This is a genomic window from Pseudovibrio sp. POLY-S9 (assembly GCF_001431305.1).
GTDB lineage: Bacteria > Pseudomonadota > Alphaproteobacteria > Rhizobiales > Stappiaceae > Pseudovibrio.
Genome location: NZ_LCWX01000122.1, coordinates 186,078 through 200,579, shown reverse-complemented (window position 1 = coordinate 200,579; position 14,502 = coordinate 186,078). Strand labels below are relative to the sequence as shown.

At 48.1% G+C, this 14,502-nt stretch carries 14 protein-coding genes; 5 read left to right on the top strand and 9 right to left on the bottom strand.

The window, feature by feature from the left end; genetic code table 11:
- Positions 1 to 189: 189 nt before the first annotated feature.
- The 3 genes from PPL9_RS10465 to PPL9_RS10455 form a co-directional block, all read right to left on the bottom strand.
- On the bottom strand, positions 190 to 720 hold the full coding sequence (locus PPL9_RS10465) for a histidine phosphatase family protein (protein WP_057462636.1): 531 nt from the start codon (positions 718 to 720) through the stop codon (positions 190 to 192).
- 402 nt (positions 721 to 1,122) lie between these two features.
- The gene (locus tag PPL9_RS10460) at positions 1,123 to 1,740 is read right to left on the bottom strand and encodes a hypothetical protein (protein ID WP_208989289.1); all 618 of its coding nucleotides are present in this window, start codon (positions 1,738 to 1,740) and stop codon (positions 1,123 to 1,125) included.
- A 23-nt stretch (positions 1,741 to 1,763) separates the two neighbouring features.
- Positions 1,764 to 2,600: a MoxR family ATPase gene (locus PPL9_RS10455; protein WP_057462634.1), complete on the bottom strand. Its 837-nt coding sequence runs from the start codon at positions 2,598 to 2,600 to the stop codon at positions 1,764 to 1,766.
- A gap of 325 nt (positions 2,601 to 2,925) precedes the next feature.
- Between PPL9_RS10455 and PPL9_RS10450 the strand changes: the two genes are divergently transcribed.
- Genes PPL9_RS10450 through PPL9_RS10440 form a run of 3 tightly spaced genes read left to right on the top strand, consistent with a single transcriptional unit; the run spans position 2,926 to position 8,082 of the window.
- Positions 2,926 to 4,599 (top strand): flagellar hook-basal body complex protein, encoded by a 1,674-nt coding sequence (locus tag PPL9_RS10450; RefSeq protein WP_057462633.1) that lies wholly within the window; start codon positions 2,926 to 2,928, stop codon positions 4,597 to 4,599.
- 51 nt (positions 4,600 to 4,650) lie between these two features.
- Positions 4,651 to 6,495, top strand: coding sequence for a flagellar hook-associated protein FlgK (gene flgK / locus PPL9_RS10445; RefSeq protein ID WP_082596720.1), 1,845 nt, complete (start codon positions 4,651 to 4,653; stop codon positions 6,493 to 6,495).
- Positions 6,496 to 6,522: 27 nt separating this feature from the next.
- The gene (locus PPL9_RS10440) at positions 6,523 to 8,082 is read left to right on the top strand and encodes a hypothetical protein (RefSeq protein WP_208989288.1); all 1,560 of its coding nucleotides are present in this window, start codon (positions 6,523 to 6,525) and stop codon (positions 8,080 to 8,082) included.
- Between the two features lie 34 nt (positions 8,083 to 8,116).
- Here PPL9_RS10440 and PPL9_RS10435 read toward each other — a convergent pair whose 3' ends face one another.
- Together PPL9_RS10435 and PPL9_RS10430 are read right to left on the bottom strand one after the other, a co-directional pair.
- A complete protein-coding gene (locus PPL9_RS10435) occupies positions 8,117 to 8,503 on the bottom strand; it encodes a flagellar biosynthesis regulator FlaF (protein WP_082596718.1) in 387 nt (128 codons plus the stop codon).
- On the bottom strand, positions 8,424 to 8,879 hold the full coding sequence (locus PPL9_RS10430) for a flagellar biosynthesis repressor FlbT (protein ID WP_057462630.1): 456 nt from the start codon (positions 8,877 to 8,879) through the stop codon (positions 8,424 to 8,426). The genes PPL9_RS10435 and PPL9_RS10430 overlap by 80 nt, the downstream gene beginning before the upstream one ends.
- 447 nt (positions 8,880 to 9,326) lie before the next feature.
- Here PPL9_RS10430 and PPL9_RS10425 point away from each other — a divergent pair, with 447 nt between their 5' ends.
- The gene (locus tag PPL9_RS10425) at positions 9,327 to 10,862 is read left to right on the top strand and encodes a flagellin hook IN motif-containing protein (protein WP_057462629.1); all 1,536 of its coding nucleotides are present in this window, start codon (positions 9,327 to 9,329) and stop codon (positions 10,860 to 10,862) included.
- A gap of 210 nt (positions 10,863 to 11,072) precedes the next feature.
- Here the strand turns inward: PPL9_RS10425 and PPL9_RS10420 are convergent, their stop codons facing one another.
- The 4 genes from PPL9_RS10420 to PPL9_RS10405 all read right to left on the bottom strand — a co-directional run bounded on the left by PPL9_RS10420 (position 11,073) and on the right by PPL9_RS10405 (position 13,674).
- A complete protein-coding gene (locus PPL9_RS10420; protein WP_057462628.1) occupies positions 11,073 to 11,537 on the bottom strand; it encodes a hypothetical protein in 465 nt (154 codons plus the stop codon).
- Positions 11,538 to 11,729: 192 nt separating this feature from the next.
- A complete protein-coding gene (locus PPL9_RS10415) occupies positions 11,730 to 12,230 on the bottom strand; it encodes a flagellar protein FlgN (RefSeq protein ID WP_057462627.1) in 501 nt (166 codons plus the stop codon).
- Positions 12,227 to 12,556, bottom strand: a complete 330-nt coding sequence (locus PPL9_RS10410) for a rod-binding protein (protein WP_057462626.1) — start codon at positions 12,554 to 12,556, stop codon at positions 12,227 to 12,229. The genes PPL9_RS10415 and PPL9_RS10410 overlap by 4 nt, the downstream gene beginning before the upstream one ends.
- Positions 12,556 to 13,674, bottom strand: a complete 1,119-nt coding sequence (locus tag PPL9_RS10405) for a flagellar basal body P-ring protein FlgI (protein WP_057462689.1) — start codon at positions 13,672 to 13,674, stop codon at positions 12,556 to 12,558. Before PPL9_RS10405 ends, PPL9_RS10410 begins: the two co-directional genes overlap by 1 nt.
- A 249-nt stretch (positions 13,675 to 13,923) precedes the next feature.
- Here PPL9_RS10405 and PPL9_RS10400 point away from each other — a divergent pair, with 249 nt between their 5' ends.
- A complete protein-coding gene (locus PPL9_RS10400) occupies positions 13,924 to 14,361 on the top strand; it encodes a flagellar assembly protein FliX (RefSeq protein WP_057462625.1) in 438 nt (145 codons plus the stop codon).
- Positions 14,362 to 14,502 lie beyond the last annotated feature (141 nt).

The following is a 14,502-nucleotide window of genomic DNA, read 5'->3' as shown; positions in this document are numbered from 1 at the left end:
TAGGTCAATCGCTGATCCCGTTAGATTGTCCAATGCTGTTTGTGCATCAGTTAGGGCCAGCTTAGCGTTTTTAAATAATGAATTCAGTGGGCTCACAGATCATCCTCCAAGGAACGATGTGGTGCGTTCTTTGGAGGAATGCAATCGCAAATGCGCCAATAAATGTTGAATTGCGCAAAATTTTCCTAGTCAGGAGCCTGAAACAGCTTGCAGGTGCCGAGGCTGGAAGAATGAGACGATCCTTCCTTTCTTGCAGTCAATTTCTGACCAGCGGTGCTCTTCAAAGTCTATTACAGCGAGAGCTCCGGTTGGGTATTTGGATTGCATCTGGTGTATGTACTCAGGGTTGCCTTTGCCAGTGAGTTCAAGAGCTGTGTCCTGAATAGCTGTGTTGTGGCCGACAATGAGGATAGTGTCGAAGCCGCCGCCATAGGCGCGGATTGCATCTATGTAGTCACCTTCGCTCGAATTGTAGAGATCCCTGAGCAGTTGAATGCGCGTATCACTGCGCAAGTATGGCATTACTTCCATGAGTGTTTGCCGTGTCCGAAGAGCCGTAGAACATAAGATCAGTTTTGGATGCATATGATGTTGGTGGATGTGGGCTCCAACCCTTGCTGCGGCTTTCCAACCGCTGGTGTTAAGGGAGCGATCATGATCGTGAGCACCCTCATCACTCCAGTCGGATTTTGCATGGCGTAACAGCATCAGGCGAAGCATATGTTATCCTCCAGATATACTTTATTACTTTATGTTCCTAAGAGGTAGAAACATTCTAAGTTGTATTTGTGCTGCTATGCGATATTGCGATGCAGCATAATTGGATGGACTTGTTTGTTTATTACTTGCTTTGTCTCTGTTTGAAACCTACATGTTTTCGATTGAATTTGGAAGGTGATAGTATTCCCCTAATAGTATGGGGTTTTTATCTCATAATTACTGAAATATTTATAAGTGATGCATGCATTCGTAGCTGAGTTCTTTTCAGTCGTGCCCATAAGATATTTAGTTGGCAGAATGGTTTAGGCAACTGTACTGGTCGCTTACGACGCGGTGTGTTGTAATATGAGGGTTGCACTGATGTAGGTGTGCTGGGCGATCCGCCAATTTAGCTGCGCTGCGTTAGTTACGGCGCTGTTCTTGTTCGACGCGAAGAGTGAGTTTTTTGAAAAGCGTTCGGATCTTCTCAAGCTCGCTGACAGGGAGATCATCTGAAATGGATGCCCAGACCGTATAGTCAGCGCTTGGGGCTGTGTAGGCGGTGAAACTCTCGACGCGGCCCATCCGCATCGTTGTTTCGGTTCGGAACGCAACCTCATTTTGCGGTGTCTTCAGATCCAGTGGTTTGAAGTGGCTTTGACGATATCCGCTTTTGAAGTTGTTTATGAGAGTTGTCGCCGTGTCTTTTTTGTGCCGGCGGAAGATGACTTTGATCTCGCCGTTCTCGGTTTCGTAAATGCATCCGATACCGAGTTCCTTCAGATCGGGAACGAGAGCTGATCGGGAAAGTTTGCTGATATAGTCCGGGCAAAACATGCCGGTGAAGTGCGTTAGTGCGTCCACATCTTTGCGCCAGCCGTTGTGCAGTGTATGCGGCTGGTAGAGGAGGCTTTCCGAGATGGTGCTGTTCGCTTGTGCGAGTAAGCTGCCTGTAAGAAGCAGGCAGCTTGCGAGAATTGCTTTTGATGCACTGGAAAGTATGTGCTGGCTCAAAAAACTAGTTTTATTGTTTTGCTTCATTTTCAAGCCAGGCAATGCAGATACTAGCGACGATTCATAAAGGCGAGGCGTTCGAACAGATGAACGTCCTGTTCGTTCTTGAGGAGTGCGCCGTGCAATGGCGGGATAACTTTCCGGCTTTCGGTTTCGCGGAGTGTTTCCGGGTCGATGTCTTCGTTCAGAAGCAGTTTAATCCAATCCAGAAGCTCAGAGGTTGATGGCTTTTTCTTCAAGCCCGGCAGATCTCTGAGGTTATAGAATGCGTTGAGTGCTTCCTTAAGCAAGCGGCCTTTGATTTCGCCGAAATGCACATTTACGATCTCTGTCATTGTTTCTGCATCTGGGAACTTGATGAAATGGAAGAAGCAGCGGCGTAAGAATGCGTCTGGAAGATCTTTCTCATTGTTTGAGGTGATGATCACAATTGGGCGTTGTTTTGCTTTGATCGTTTCACCAGTCTCATAAACAAAGAACTCCATACGATCCAGCTCTTGAAGCAGATCGTTTGGGAACTCAATGTCAGCCTTATCAATCTCATCAATCAGAAGAACCGGGCGTTCATTCATTTCAAAAGCAGTCCAAAGTTTGCCTTTGCGAATGTAATTGCGAATGTCTTTTACGCGTTCATCGCCAAGCTGGCTGTCGCGGAGACGGGAAACCGCGTCGTATTCGTATAGGCCTTGCTGAGCCTTTGTGGTCGACTTGACGTTCCACTCAAGGAAGGGGACGCCTAAGCTCTGGGCGATTTCCTGAGCTAGGACAGTTTTGCCGGTTCCAGGTTCGCCTTTTACAAGCAGGGGACGCTCAAGGGTAATAGCTGCGTTGACTGCGATCCGGAGATCTTCTGTGGCAACGTATTGGGAGGTCCCTTGAAATTTCATCGCTAAATCCTGCTTGAGTATCGTGATTTGGCGAAAACAGTAATCTCTCGTTAGACAATGGGCAATCCCTGCAGGGTTGCGCCATTGGGCTTATCTAGTGGTTTCGATCTTTGCTCGGTTTCTTTTGCCTCTCTGGGAATTATGTGCCGAGTAGGGCGAGCTATTTGCCGGGTTTAGGCAGAAAATCCTATGTTTAACAATAGGTTAAAATTGTAAATTATTGAAATGGCTGAATAAATTGAATTTTTTAGTTTGGCACGTAAGTTGCATTTAGTGTTCAAAGATCTGCGTAAGCATGAGCGAATTTGAATTCTAGGTGGGCTCGATGAGTATTTATGGTGCTATCAACGCTGCAACGACCGGTTTGGACGCACAGTCCAAGGCGTTGGAGAATATTTCCGGTAACGTGGCGAACTCTTCGACCACTGGCTATAAACGCCTTGATACAAGCTTCTCCGATCTTGTCTCCAGTACAGGTAGTCGACAGGCTGAACAGGTTTCCGGTACTGTAATTGCGACTTCTCGTGCCACTAACTACTTGTCTGGCGATGTCACATCCGCTGATCGCAACACCTATATGGCGATTAACGGACCAGGGTATTTTCTGGTTACCAACAGAGATGGCCTTACCCAGCAAGCACCAGAAAGCTATTATACGCGTGCTGGTGATTTTGAGCTGGATACAGAGCGTAATCTGGTTAACTCTGCTGGCTATTTCTTGCAAGGATACCCGATCAATCCGGCCACAGGTGCTGTTAGTGATCGCCCTGAACCGATTCAGGTTTCTGATGCGCCGATGCCTGCAAAGCCATCTACCCAGATCGACTATCAGGCAAACTTGCCATCTACGCCGACCACCGACAACTACGATACGACTGATGGTGCTCCAAACTCTCAATACGTAGATTTGAGTGTGTTCTCTAAACCGGATACCCAAAGCACACCGGCGTTGGTAGACGCTACACCGACAGCGTTGACTGAGACCAGTAAGCTTACTGATTCCACGCAGTTTGATCCAGGCGACACTCTCACGCTGACTGTGGGCGGTCATGCATCTGAAGTCTTCACTGTTGGGGCTGATACAACGGTGCAAAATTTGCTTGATAAGCTAAACGGTATGCACGGTGTCACCGCTGAAATTCTACCTTCTGGTGAAATCAGTATTTCTTCATTCGAAGATATGACGGTTGTAGAAACCGGTGGTCCAACTCCAATTAATATGACACTGACGGCTCAACCTCTTGCTACGGGTGGTACTGTTGATCGCTCTGTTGTTACTGGTGATAAAGCTGATGATTTCATCAAATCATCAATCGCTGGTGGGCAAGAGACTGTCTACGATGAAAATGGTACGCCGGTTAATGTTGAGCTGCGTTGGGCTCTTAATGCAGAGAACAAATGGTCGCTCTATTACAATACAAATACCAAAGCGACAGGCGATGAAGTAGCTTGGAAGAAAGTAAGTGATATGTCGTTTGATGCGGCAGGTCGTTTAACTTCTCCAGCCTCTGGTATTGTTGATATTAATGATCTGGAAGTAAATGGTGTTGGCCTAGGTGATATTTCTTTCAAGTTCGGCCAAGACAATCTAACTCAGTATGAAGACACGATTGGCAATGCGACTAGTGTCGATTTGTCTCAAGACGGCTTCCCTTCAGGTACATTGCAGGATGTTTCCATTGATGCAGAAGGCAATGTGATTGGGAAGTACTCCAACGATAAGTCCCAGAAACTCTACAAAATTCCAATTGCGACTTTTGCTGCAGAGCAAGAGCTTCAGCGAGTTGATGGTGCTGCATTTTCTGAGACCTCTACGTCTGGTGAACCAGATTTCCGCAATGGAGGGACTATTCGAGCCAAAGCGCTAGAGAGTTCCAACGCGGATATTGCGAAAGAGTTCTCCAAGCTGATCATTACGCAGCAGGCTTATTCGGCGAACTCTAAAGTTTTGTCGACAGCTAATCAGATGCTGGATTCAGTTCTTAATATCGTTCGTTAAATTGTTGTTGAGGTAGGTTTTGCCTACCTCAACGCGTTTGGGAGTTTAGGTATGAGTCTTGGAGCAGCTCTGAATGCGGCGATGTCGGGATTGTCGCTTACGAAGGCGCAGCTTGCGGTTACATCGAAGAATGTCGCGAATGCGAATGTTGATGGGTATACGCTGAAAACGATTGTGGGCACTGAAGTTCACAATACATCGACTGCGTCTTCTTCTGTTCTGACCAATCAAGTTCAACGGCAAGTTAATACCCAACTCCAGTCTGCTTATTGGGAAAGTCTGAGCGATACGGCTTATGCTACTCAATACAACGAATACATCACGCAGCTTGATCAGATGTTTGGGAAGGTTGGAGACCCAAGCTCTATTCCGAGTTTGATGAATAACTTCACCAATGCGCTGACGTCTTTAGCGACAGATCCCAGTTCTCAAAGTGCGCAGGAAGTGGCTGTAAATGCTGCTGAAGAGCTTTCCAGAAGCATCAATAATTCAGCCAAGCAAGTGCAGGAAATGCGCCGCGATGCTGATGCTGGAATTGCTGATGAAGTAACGCAGGTCAATTCCATTCTCAAAGAAATTGAGAGCCTGGAAGACACCATTGTTGTTGAGCGTTCTGCTGGCCGGGAAACGGCTCATTTGCACGACCAGATGGACCGGCAACTGGAAGCTTTGACTGAGAAGATGGATGTTGAAATCAAGCAGGACAACGATGGCTTGCTACGCATATCAACTAAATCTGGAACCACGTTATACAATGATCGCGCATCAGAGTTACAGTTTACTCCGCGCCCTACGCTTGGTGTCGGTGTTGAAGGTAATCCAATTGAAGTAAAGTCGCAGTCTGGCGCTGTTATGGAGCTTTCATCATTTGACCTGAAGAGCGGTAGCATGGGTGCGCTCGTGGAGTTGCGGGATAATACCCTTCCAGAGACGCAGGCGCGGTTGGATGAACTCGCAAGCCAGATGGCGTTGTCTTTGTCGCAGCAAACGTCTGAAGGAGTTGCTGCTGATGATGGTGGTGTACCAGCCACAGCAACTGGGTTGAGTGTAGATACATCCCAACTGCAGTCATCTGGCGATACGATCGAGCTTGAGTTCGATGTTAATGGTGAAAGTCGCAAAGTTACATTTTTTGCTGTGACCGACCCAAGTTTACTGCCGCTTTCTTCGGATGTAACTGCTGACTCCAATGATATTGTGCATGGTATTGTAATTCCAGCGACTTCGACTTCGCTGGAAAGTCAGATTTCCAGTGCTCTGGGTTCTGGGTTTGATGTTTCCGTTGATGCTGCTGGTGAGTTGAAAGTTCTGTCTCCGATCAGCCCGGGTACTATTGAGATTACTGGTCTTAAAGCGAAAAATACGCGGACTGTTACCGCTGCTGATGGTGCCGAGATCCCGCTCTTTGTAGACACTAAGGGGGACGGTGGACCTTATACTGGGGCGCTGGAAGATGGTGGCCAGAAGACTGGTTTTGCGCAACGGATGACTGTCAACAAAGCAATTGTTGATGATCCAAGTCTTTTAGCAGGTGAGCCAGATAAGCAGAGCTCCGAGCGTGCAAACCTCCTGAAAAGCCGCCTGACTGAGACTGAATATACGTATGCGCCAAGCTCGGGGATCGGAGCAAAGAATGCCCCATACGTCGGGACGATTTCTGATTTTGGCATTGAGACTGTGGTCAAGCAAAGTCAGATTGCTAGCGCGGCGACATCAGCTGCGAGCAACTCAAAAGCTGTTACCAGTATTGCAAAGAATGCCTATGAAAACAGTTATAAGGTCGATGTAGACGAAGAGCTGGTGAAGCTGACTGAATTACAGAATGCTTATGCTGCGAACGCTCGTGTCTTATCGGCTATCGACGAAATGTATGATACACTTTTTAGAATCGCGTGATGCTGCTTTAGGAATTGAGTTATTCAAATGAATACAATCGGTTATTCTAAATCTCATAGCTATATGCTTGATCTCCTCATGCAGCAAAAGACGCAGCTGGAGAACAAGTCTATTCAGCTGACTTCCGGGCTGAAGTCTCAAACCTATGGTGGCATCAGTTCAGATTCTCGCATGGCATTGGAGTTGCGCCGCGAGATCTCAAATATTGAGGTTTATGAAGACTCTAACGCGATTGCCAGCATTCAGCTTGACCTTATGGGCAAGTCTCTTGAGCATATGGAGAAAATGCGCTCTGAGAGTGTGAGTGCTATTGATGAGAACAACTATACGCTGACCACAGATGGCCAGACGACCAGTCAACAAGCGACTGAGATTATGCTGCATGAGACGATCTCGCAGCTGAACTCTGAAGTGAACGGGTATTATCTGTTCGGTGGTAAGGATGCGACTGAGCCACCTGTTGCCTCGCTTGATGCCATAATGGATGGGCAAGGTGGAAAGCTTGGGCTCAAGGAGCTCATGAAACGTTATGAGAATGCTCATGTTGGTGCATCTGAGAATGGTCGCATCGAATCCAATGTGACAAACCCGCTTGGTGTTCCTACTCTGACACTTCAACAGGACAACGTTGAGGGGTTTGGTTTTGAAATTACTTCCGTTGCTGCGTCCTCTGCTGATGTTGCAACAACGGTTACTCCTGAAGATCTGACAGATCCGCTTAATCCTGAAGGCAAAAAGGGAACCTTTGCTTTCAATGACACTCCGAGTGTTGGTGATACGATTGAAGTTGAGCTGGAACTTCCTGATGGGAGCAAATCAGTTGTTAAGCTTACAGCAACCGATGATCCTGATGCAGGGGAGGGAACCTTCCTGATTGGAACGGGTGCTAATCCTGCTTTGGAGAGCGCTCAGAATGCTCAGGCAGCTTTTGATAAGGCAATAGGCGATATTGCAAAAACTGAGCTTCGTGCGGTTGCTGATGTGCAGGCTGGTGAGGAATTTTTTGGTAATCACGGGCGGACTGATCCAGCGCCGAAGGTACCAAAAGCGGACGGTTCTGGTTATGAGACCGCACCAGATCTTCTGGTTGACTGGTATACCGGTACCGAGAACTCTGATGATCCGCGTTCAGACAAGGTTGTTCAGATTGATGACAATGTGCGCGTGGAGTATGGCGCGCGCGCGAATGAGACAGCGTTTTCCGAGCAGTTGCAAAACCTTGCTGTGTTTGTGGCGGCAGACTTTACAGCAGAAACTCCAGATGATGCTGAGAGTGAGGCGGTCGCAAAATCCTACTATGCTTCGTTGGCAGATAAGAGCGATGACGCACTCTCTTTCGCGGGAGACCGGAATTCTGGCATCCAAAGCGTTGCCTCAGAGATGTCGGTGGTAAACACCACTGTGAAACGTACTGCTGAGAGGCAAAAGCAAGCGTCTCTGACCTATCATAATACGTTGACCGGGCTCGAGAACGTTGACAAGACTGAAGTTGGGACTGAGATAGCCGTGCTAAGGACGGATTTAGACGCCTCGTTTCAGGCAACGTCTATACTATTAAATCTAACAATCACTGACTTCTTGAGATAACAAAAAGCCTCCGTAAAACGGAGGCTTTTTGTTATTATACGTTTGCCTTTTGGCCTCTTAATCCAGATGCCAGAGACTTGTTGATGTTGATCATCGTCTCAAGCGCCTCAGGCTCCGCACCACCCATCATTTCCATGGTTCTGTTGAACATAAACAGGGCCAGATTTGCGATGTTATTTTGAAGCTCCAGAGGCAGCTCGCTATACTCTGCAGTGGCCTCAGTTACAAAAATTGTCCAGAGCGTGCGATTGAATATGAGTGTTTCATTACGTTCTTCGCGCGAAACTGTATCCCACTCACGTTGCAGCACAGAAAGGCGCGCTGCAGCTTTCATCAGAGCTTCAGCTTCCAGAGTCCTCGGATCCGCTGAGGCCGAGGTGTTTGCGGACTGCTGATATGCCTGAGTTGCTTGTTGATACATGACTTATCAAAGTCCTTTCATATTCAATCAATTTCTTGGCGAGTTTCAGCGCGCGATACAGCTCTTCCCGCAAAATTGCGGTGCTAATCTCGCTGATAAGGTCGCGTGTGCTTGGTGCGGCCTGCAGGATCTTTCCGATCACATCGAAATACTCTTTCTGAGTGACCGTGATATCCTGCTTTAAATACATGACCTGCACTGCAAGGTAGACCTGCTGTGCCATGGTGCTGGCGTCTTCCGGCAGAAGGATATCCTTCTCTCGGAGAATAGGTGCATCTCCCTGAATGAAAAATCGTGCACGTTGCTTATCGTTAGTGATAAGTGTCTCACCAACAATCAACTTTTCTCCAGGTTTTAATTCGACCTTCAGTGCCATGCGGCCTCCTTCAAAGCACTCTTAACTATGATGGCAACCAAAAGGTTAATCTAGTTAAATCTTACGAGTTATTCAGCGATTTATTTCTAATTTTGCTTAAGTTTAGAGCTGTTCTGAATTGAATATGTAGAGTCGCCAATTCATGCAGCGCAACTTAAGCTATTGGGTGGGCTGTGAAAGTACTAATAGGCGGAAATATGCACAGACAATATTGCGTAGCTGTCTAGCTACCGTTGTTGAGTAAGTTTTTGACTTAATTATATAAAATTAAATTTATTTGCGAGGTGATGAGTGTGGTTGCTGCAATCCCTGATTTATTAAGTGCTTGTTAACACGTTCCCCCTTTACTCGCAGGATGGGTAATTGTACCCAATTAAAACTCAGTAATTATTTGCTGCGTTTGTGACCCAGGAAGGGTCATTCATTATCCTAGAAGGGACATATAAAATGGCTGATATTACACTCACCGCTGCAGTACGTTCTAACCTTGGTACTCTGCAGAACACAGCTACTCTTATTGCTGATACTCAAGAGCGTCTTTCAACTGGCAAAAAAGTTAACTCAGCACTTGATAATCCGAACTCCTTCTTTACAGCTTCTTCGCTGAACTCCCGTGCTTCTGACCTGAGTAACCTTCAGGATGATATCGGACAGTCTGTTTCTACTCTTGAAGCTGCTGACAAAGGCATTGAATCCATCGACAAGCTTCTGGATGCCGCTAAAGGTAAAGCAAACCAGGCGCTGCAAACACAGGATACTGCAGAGCGCGCTAAGTATGCTGAAGAGTACAATGAACTTCGCACTCAAATTGAAGACATCGCGAAGGATTCAGGCTATAAGGGCAAGAACTTGCTCGGTGGCGACGGTAACGATCTTACTGTGAAGTTTAACGAAGATGGTTCATCTGATCTGCAGATTGGTGCTGTTGATTATACTGATCTAGATTCCGAAGACGCTAACTTTAAGCTCGATGGCATTGATGCAACTGTGAAATCTCAAGATGCTGTTGCATTTAGTGATAACCTCGTAGAGCTTGGTCTTGGTGCCGAAAAGTTTAGTGATGAACTGGATTTTGGTACAGCATCAAGTTCCACTGCAATTAACACACTTGATGGTATCGCTAACGGCGATGTACTTTCTTTCAACGTAGGTGGAGCTACTGGTAGTCTTGATGATGTAACGATCACTGTTGATAGTACGACTACTCTCGGTAACATCGCGTCAACATTAAACGAACAGGAAGGTGTTCAGGCTTCCATCACCTCCGATGGTAAGCTTAAGATTGCCTCCGATGAAGACATTGCGTTTGCCTCTACTGGTGTTGGTACAGTTTGGCCTGCTGCTGATACCGCTCAGGGAACGCTAGACAACTCAACTGTGCTTGCTGATCTAGATGGATTTGCAGACCGCGATAGCATCACTATTTCTGTTGATGGTGGAGAAGCCAAGAACTTCGATATTAATGCCACCACTACACTTGGCAATCTAGTTTCTGAGCTCAATGGTAACGCAGGTGTGAATGCACAAGTCCATGATAATAAACTGAAGATTGATTCAGATACTTCTGATTTAGAAATCAAGTTCCTGCAAGGTAACGGTAATAATACTGCTGGTGCAGACTTTGGTTCTTCCGGAGGTGTAGATGTACTGAAAGATACACAGGCTCAAGATCAGCGTGCTGGTAGTGGTTGGGGTGATGATGGGTTGATCGAAGACTCATTGGACCAAATCCGCCAAGCCCAGCTTGATCTGCGCGCTCAGGCATCTACTTTTGGTACGAACTTGTCAGTTGTGAGTAACCGTCAGGACTTTACTGCCGATCTCATCAACACTCTGGAAGTTGGTGCTGGTAAGTTGACGCTGGCTGATTCCAACCTGGAAGGTGCGAACCTTGCGGCTCTGAACACTCAGAACTCCATTGCTACTTCTACTCTGTCTCTGGCAACTCAGGCTGGTCAGTCTGTGCTGCAGCTTATCCGATAAGCTTTGTTTCAGATTTAGAATTTGGAGAACGCGCTCTTTGGGGCGCGTTTTTCTTTTTGCGTTGGTATGTGCGTTGCTTTGCGTTTTTTTGGTGGTGGGCGCGTTGTTATGTGGTGGTCACTGGACAGACAAAAAAAGAGCCATGCTGCGGGGGCGGCATAGCTCAAGGGGGATAAGTCTGGTTTGCAGGGAGGATAAAGCCTGTGTGGCTTAGGCCTGCTTTGCTTGCGTTGGCTCGACCTGTTTGGCTTCGTAGATCGCAGGATCAATCTCTTTTGCCTCACCACCCAGGCTGCGCTTTTCTTGTGCCTGAAGGACTTCATCCAGGAACGCACGAATGCGGCGAGCTGTCTTGGAGGGCAGTTCGTAGATGACGTCGCCTTCTGGCTCTTGCGTCATCGAATAGATGAGCTCATCTGACTCTTCATCATAATTGTAACCGCGCTCAATGCGGCTCTGGTCGTCCTTAGGTTTGCTAGGGATGACGCCGAGACGGGAGTCTGAGAGGTAGGACTTTTCGGTGGCGGTTGAGTTATCCTCTGACTCAGAGGATGCAGTGACGGCCCGGGCGCCGGAGAGTTCGGTTTTGACCTGTTCGGTCTCCGATTTTACCGGTGCTGCCTGTGTTGTCAGTGCCTGATGTAAGAGTGTTGGTCTTTGTGTGACTATTTCCATAATGTCCCCCACGTGTTCAATCTCGGACAACTTTATGGGGAATGTTCTTAAATAAGATTAATCTTAACGCTCGGAATTTACTAAATATTTAGAGAAATGCGACTGAAAACCGCCAAATACCCCTATTTCTCAGGGAGGCTCCGGGCGATCTTCAGGCTATTTCGTTAATATGCACGCTTAATATCGTGCCGTTCAGAGGGTTTGGTTAACGGCGATGCCCTGAGCGGATCTCTGGGGCGAACTCATCATTCCGTTGGCGCCGTAACCTCTTGTCTTCATTTGAGAACCAACGGCCTTGGCAACGGTCTCGATGACGTTATCTGTTACTGAACGTGCCGTAGAGACCACTTGCAGGTTGGTTTGAAGAATTGGCCGCAGATTACCGTGACGTTCGCGCATACGTTGAATGGACAACGGAGCGAGGTTGCCAAGCGCGATGGCGTTTGCACTCGCCACACGGATGCCGGAGAGATATGACTCGATCGCTGCATGTTTTTTGGGGGCAACGGTTGGCAGCTCAGAAATCTGCCCTTCGCGTAGCAGCTCTGTTTCGGTCTCGATGATATCTACGAGGTTGTCCATTGCCGTCTCAAAATTTTCGCAGAAGACCTCGGCTTGCATCCGTGTCTGGATAGGTTCTTCTTCAAACGATACTGTACTTGGAACAGTTTCAGCGTCGTACTGGTTGGTCATACTGCGTTCTCTTGAAGTTGTAATAATTGCGAGTGAACTGAAGCTGCAATACCAATGCCGCCAGATTGAGACATTGTGTTGGCGTACTCGTTGATCAGCATGGATTTCCACGCTTCTGAGCCTTCGCCGTTGCCATAGGTCCCGCCTTCATCAAGGCCGGTGAACATGTTTTGCAACATCTCATTGAGGAATACGGTTTCAAATTCCTTGGCCTTTTCCATCAGCGGATCTTTGGCAGCTGGTGGTTTGCCTGCCTGATTGGCGCCCGCGATCAGGTCTGCAGAGCTTGTCAGCGCAGGTGAGGGCAGTTGTGCTTGTTGGAGCATTAGAGGACCTCAATTTCTGCCTGAAGGGCGCCAGCGGCTTTGATGGCCTGTAAGATGGAGATCAGGTCTCTTGGGCCGATGCCCAGAGCGTTCAATCCATCAACAAGCTGCTGCAGTGTGATTGTTTCGTTGACGAGTGCCAGCTGGCTATTGTCTTCAGTCACCTGCACGTCTGTACGAGGCACCGCAGCCGTTTGGCCCTGTGCGAATGGCAGCGGCTGAACCACCTCTGGTGATTCTGCGATGGTGACTGTGAGATTGCCCTGTGCGACTGCGACGGTGGAGACTTTCACCTGCTGACCCATGACGATGATGCCGGAGCTTTCGTCAATCACGATCTTGGCCGGTAAATCAGGCTCTACGATCAGCTGTTCGATATCAGTGATCAGATCGACAATGTTGCCATCGAACTGTTTTGGAAGTGTGAGGCGAACAGTGGATGGGTCGAGTGGTTCTGCAGTCGGTAGGCCAATCAGCTCGTTAATTGCCACAGCAATACGACGGGATGTGGTCAGGTCCGGATTGCGCAGGGCCAGACGAATGGTGCTGAGAGAAGAGAGTTTGAACTCAACCTCCCGCTCCACAAGAGCACCGTTTGGAATGCGGCCAGATGTTGGGACGCCGCGCACAACGGAAGCTGCGTCGCCCTGTGCTGCAAAGCCAGCGATTGCCACCGGGCCTTGCGCAATGGCGTAGGCTTCTCCGTCTGCGCCCATCAGTGGGGTCACCAACAGTGTTCCGCCCTGAAGGTTCTTTGCATCGCCAAGTGCACTCACGGTCACGTCGATGCGGGTGCCTTGTGTTGAGAACGCTGGCAGGTTGGCAGTCACCATCACGGCGGCGGTGTTTTTTGTGTTCAGGTCTGCTTCGTTGGTGTTGACGCCAAGGCGTTCCAACATTGCCTGCAAAGATTGCCGGGTGAATGGTGAGGCATTGAGAGAGTCACCAGTGCCCTGAAGGCCGACGACGAGACCGTAACCAATGAGCTGGTTGTCCCGGATGCCTTCAAAGTCAGTGATGTCTTTGATCCTTGAGGCTGCGTTTCCCTGAAGGGTCGCGCCCATAAGGACGATCAGTGCCGCTGCGGCGATTCTACGTAAGTTTGCGAAAGAGCGCATTGGTACCCGGCTGTTCAGTTCACACATGCCGGAAATATGCGAATTTTGTGCCAGTTTCAGTGCTGCGTTTGCTAATTTTTAACCTGCTGAATTTATTGGGTATTTTTAGTAGAGGGTGGATAAAAGTTAAAGCACTGCAAATTTTAATGCGGCAATTGTTGCCTGCTTGGTAAAGTTTTACGTGATCAGCTCGGCAAATGCGTTCGGGTTTAAGCTTTTGTCCAGTTCCATAGCTCTGAGGGTAAGGTCTTGCTTGTACGCAGCACTCCAGTTTCTGGTTTGAACTCCACGAGTAAAGTGGGCACGAAACGTCGCAAAGGTTCTGAAGGCGAGCAGGCGGGTGCGTTTGCTGTTGAGGAGGAGACCACCAGCGTTGCGCAGTCGCAGGCTGGTGTTCCAACACCGTCGCTGCAGGGTGTGGATTCTTTGCTGGCTCTTCAGCAGATGGAAGTGCAGGTCGATGACAAGCAGCGCGCTGTGCAGCATGGAAATAAACTTCTGGATCAACTAGATGCGCTGCGGATCGATTTGCTGCAAGGCAAAGTGCAGCCAGAGCGCCTTGAGCGGCTTGTTGGAAACCTGTCCATGCAGGTCAAAAGTGGTAACCCCGGTCTCGACAGAGTGGTCGAAGATATTGAATTGCGTGCAAGAATCGAGCTCGCAAAGCTAGGTCACTACGTAGAATAGCCTATCCATTTACGATAGTATCAAAGGTTTCCAACCGCATAAGTTGCTGAATGCACTGAATAATTGTGTTCTTAGACAATTTCATCTTTTTAGTAGATTGTTGTTTCAGGTTCCTCTCGCTATATTCCAGCCGCCCATATA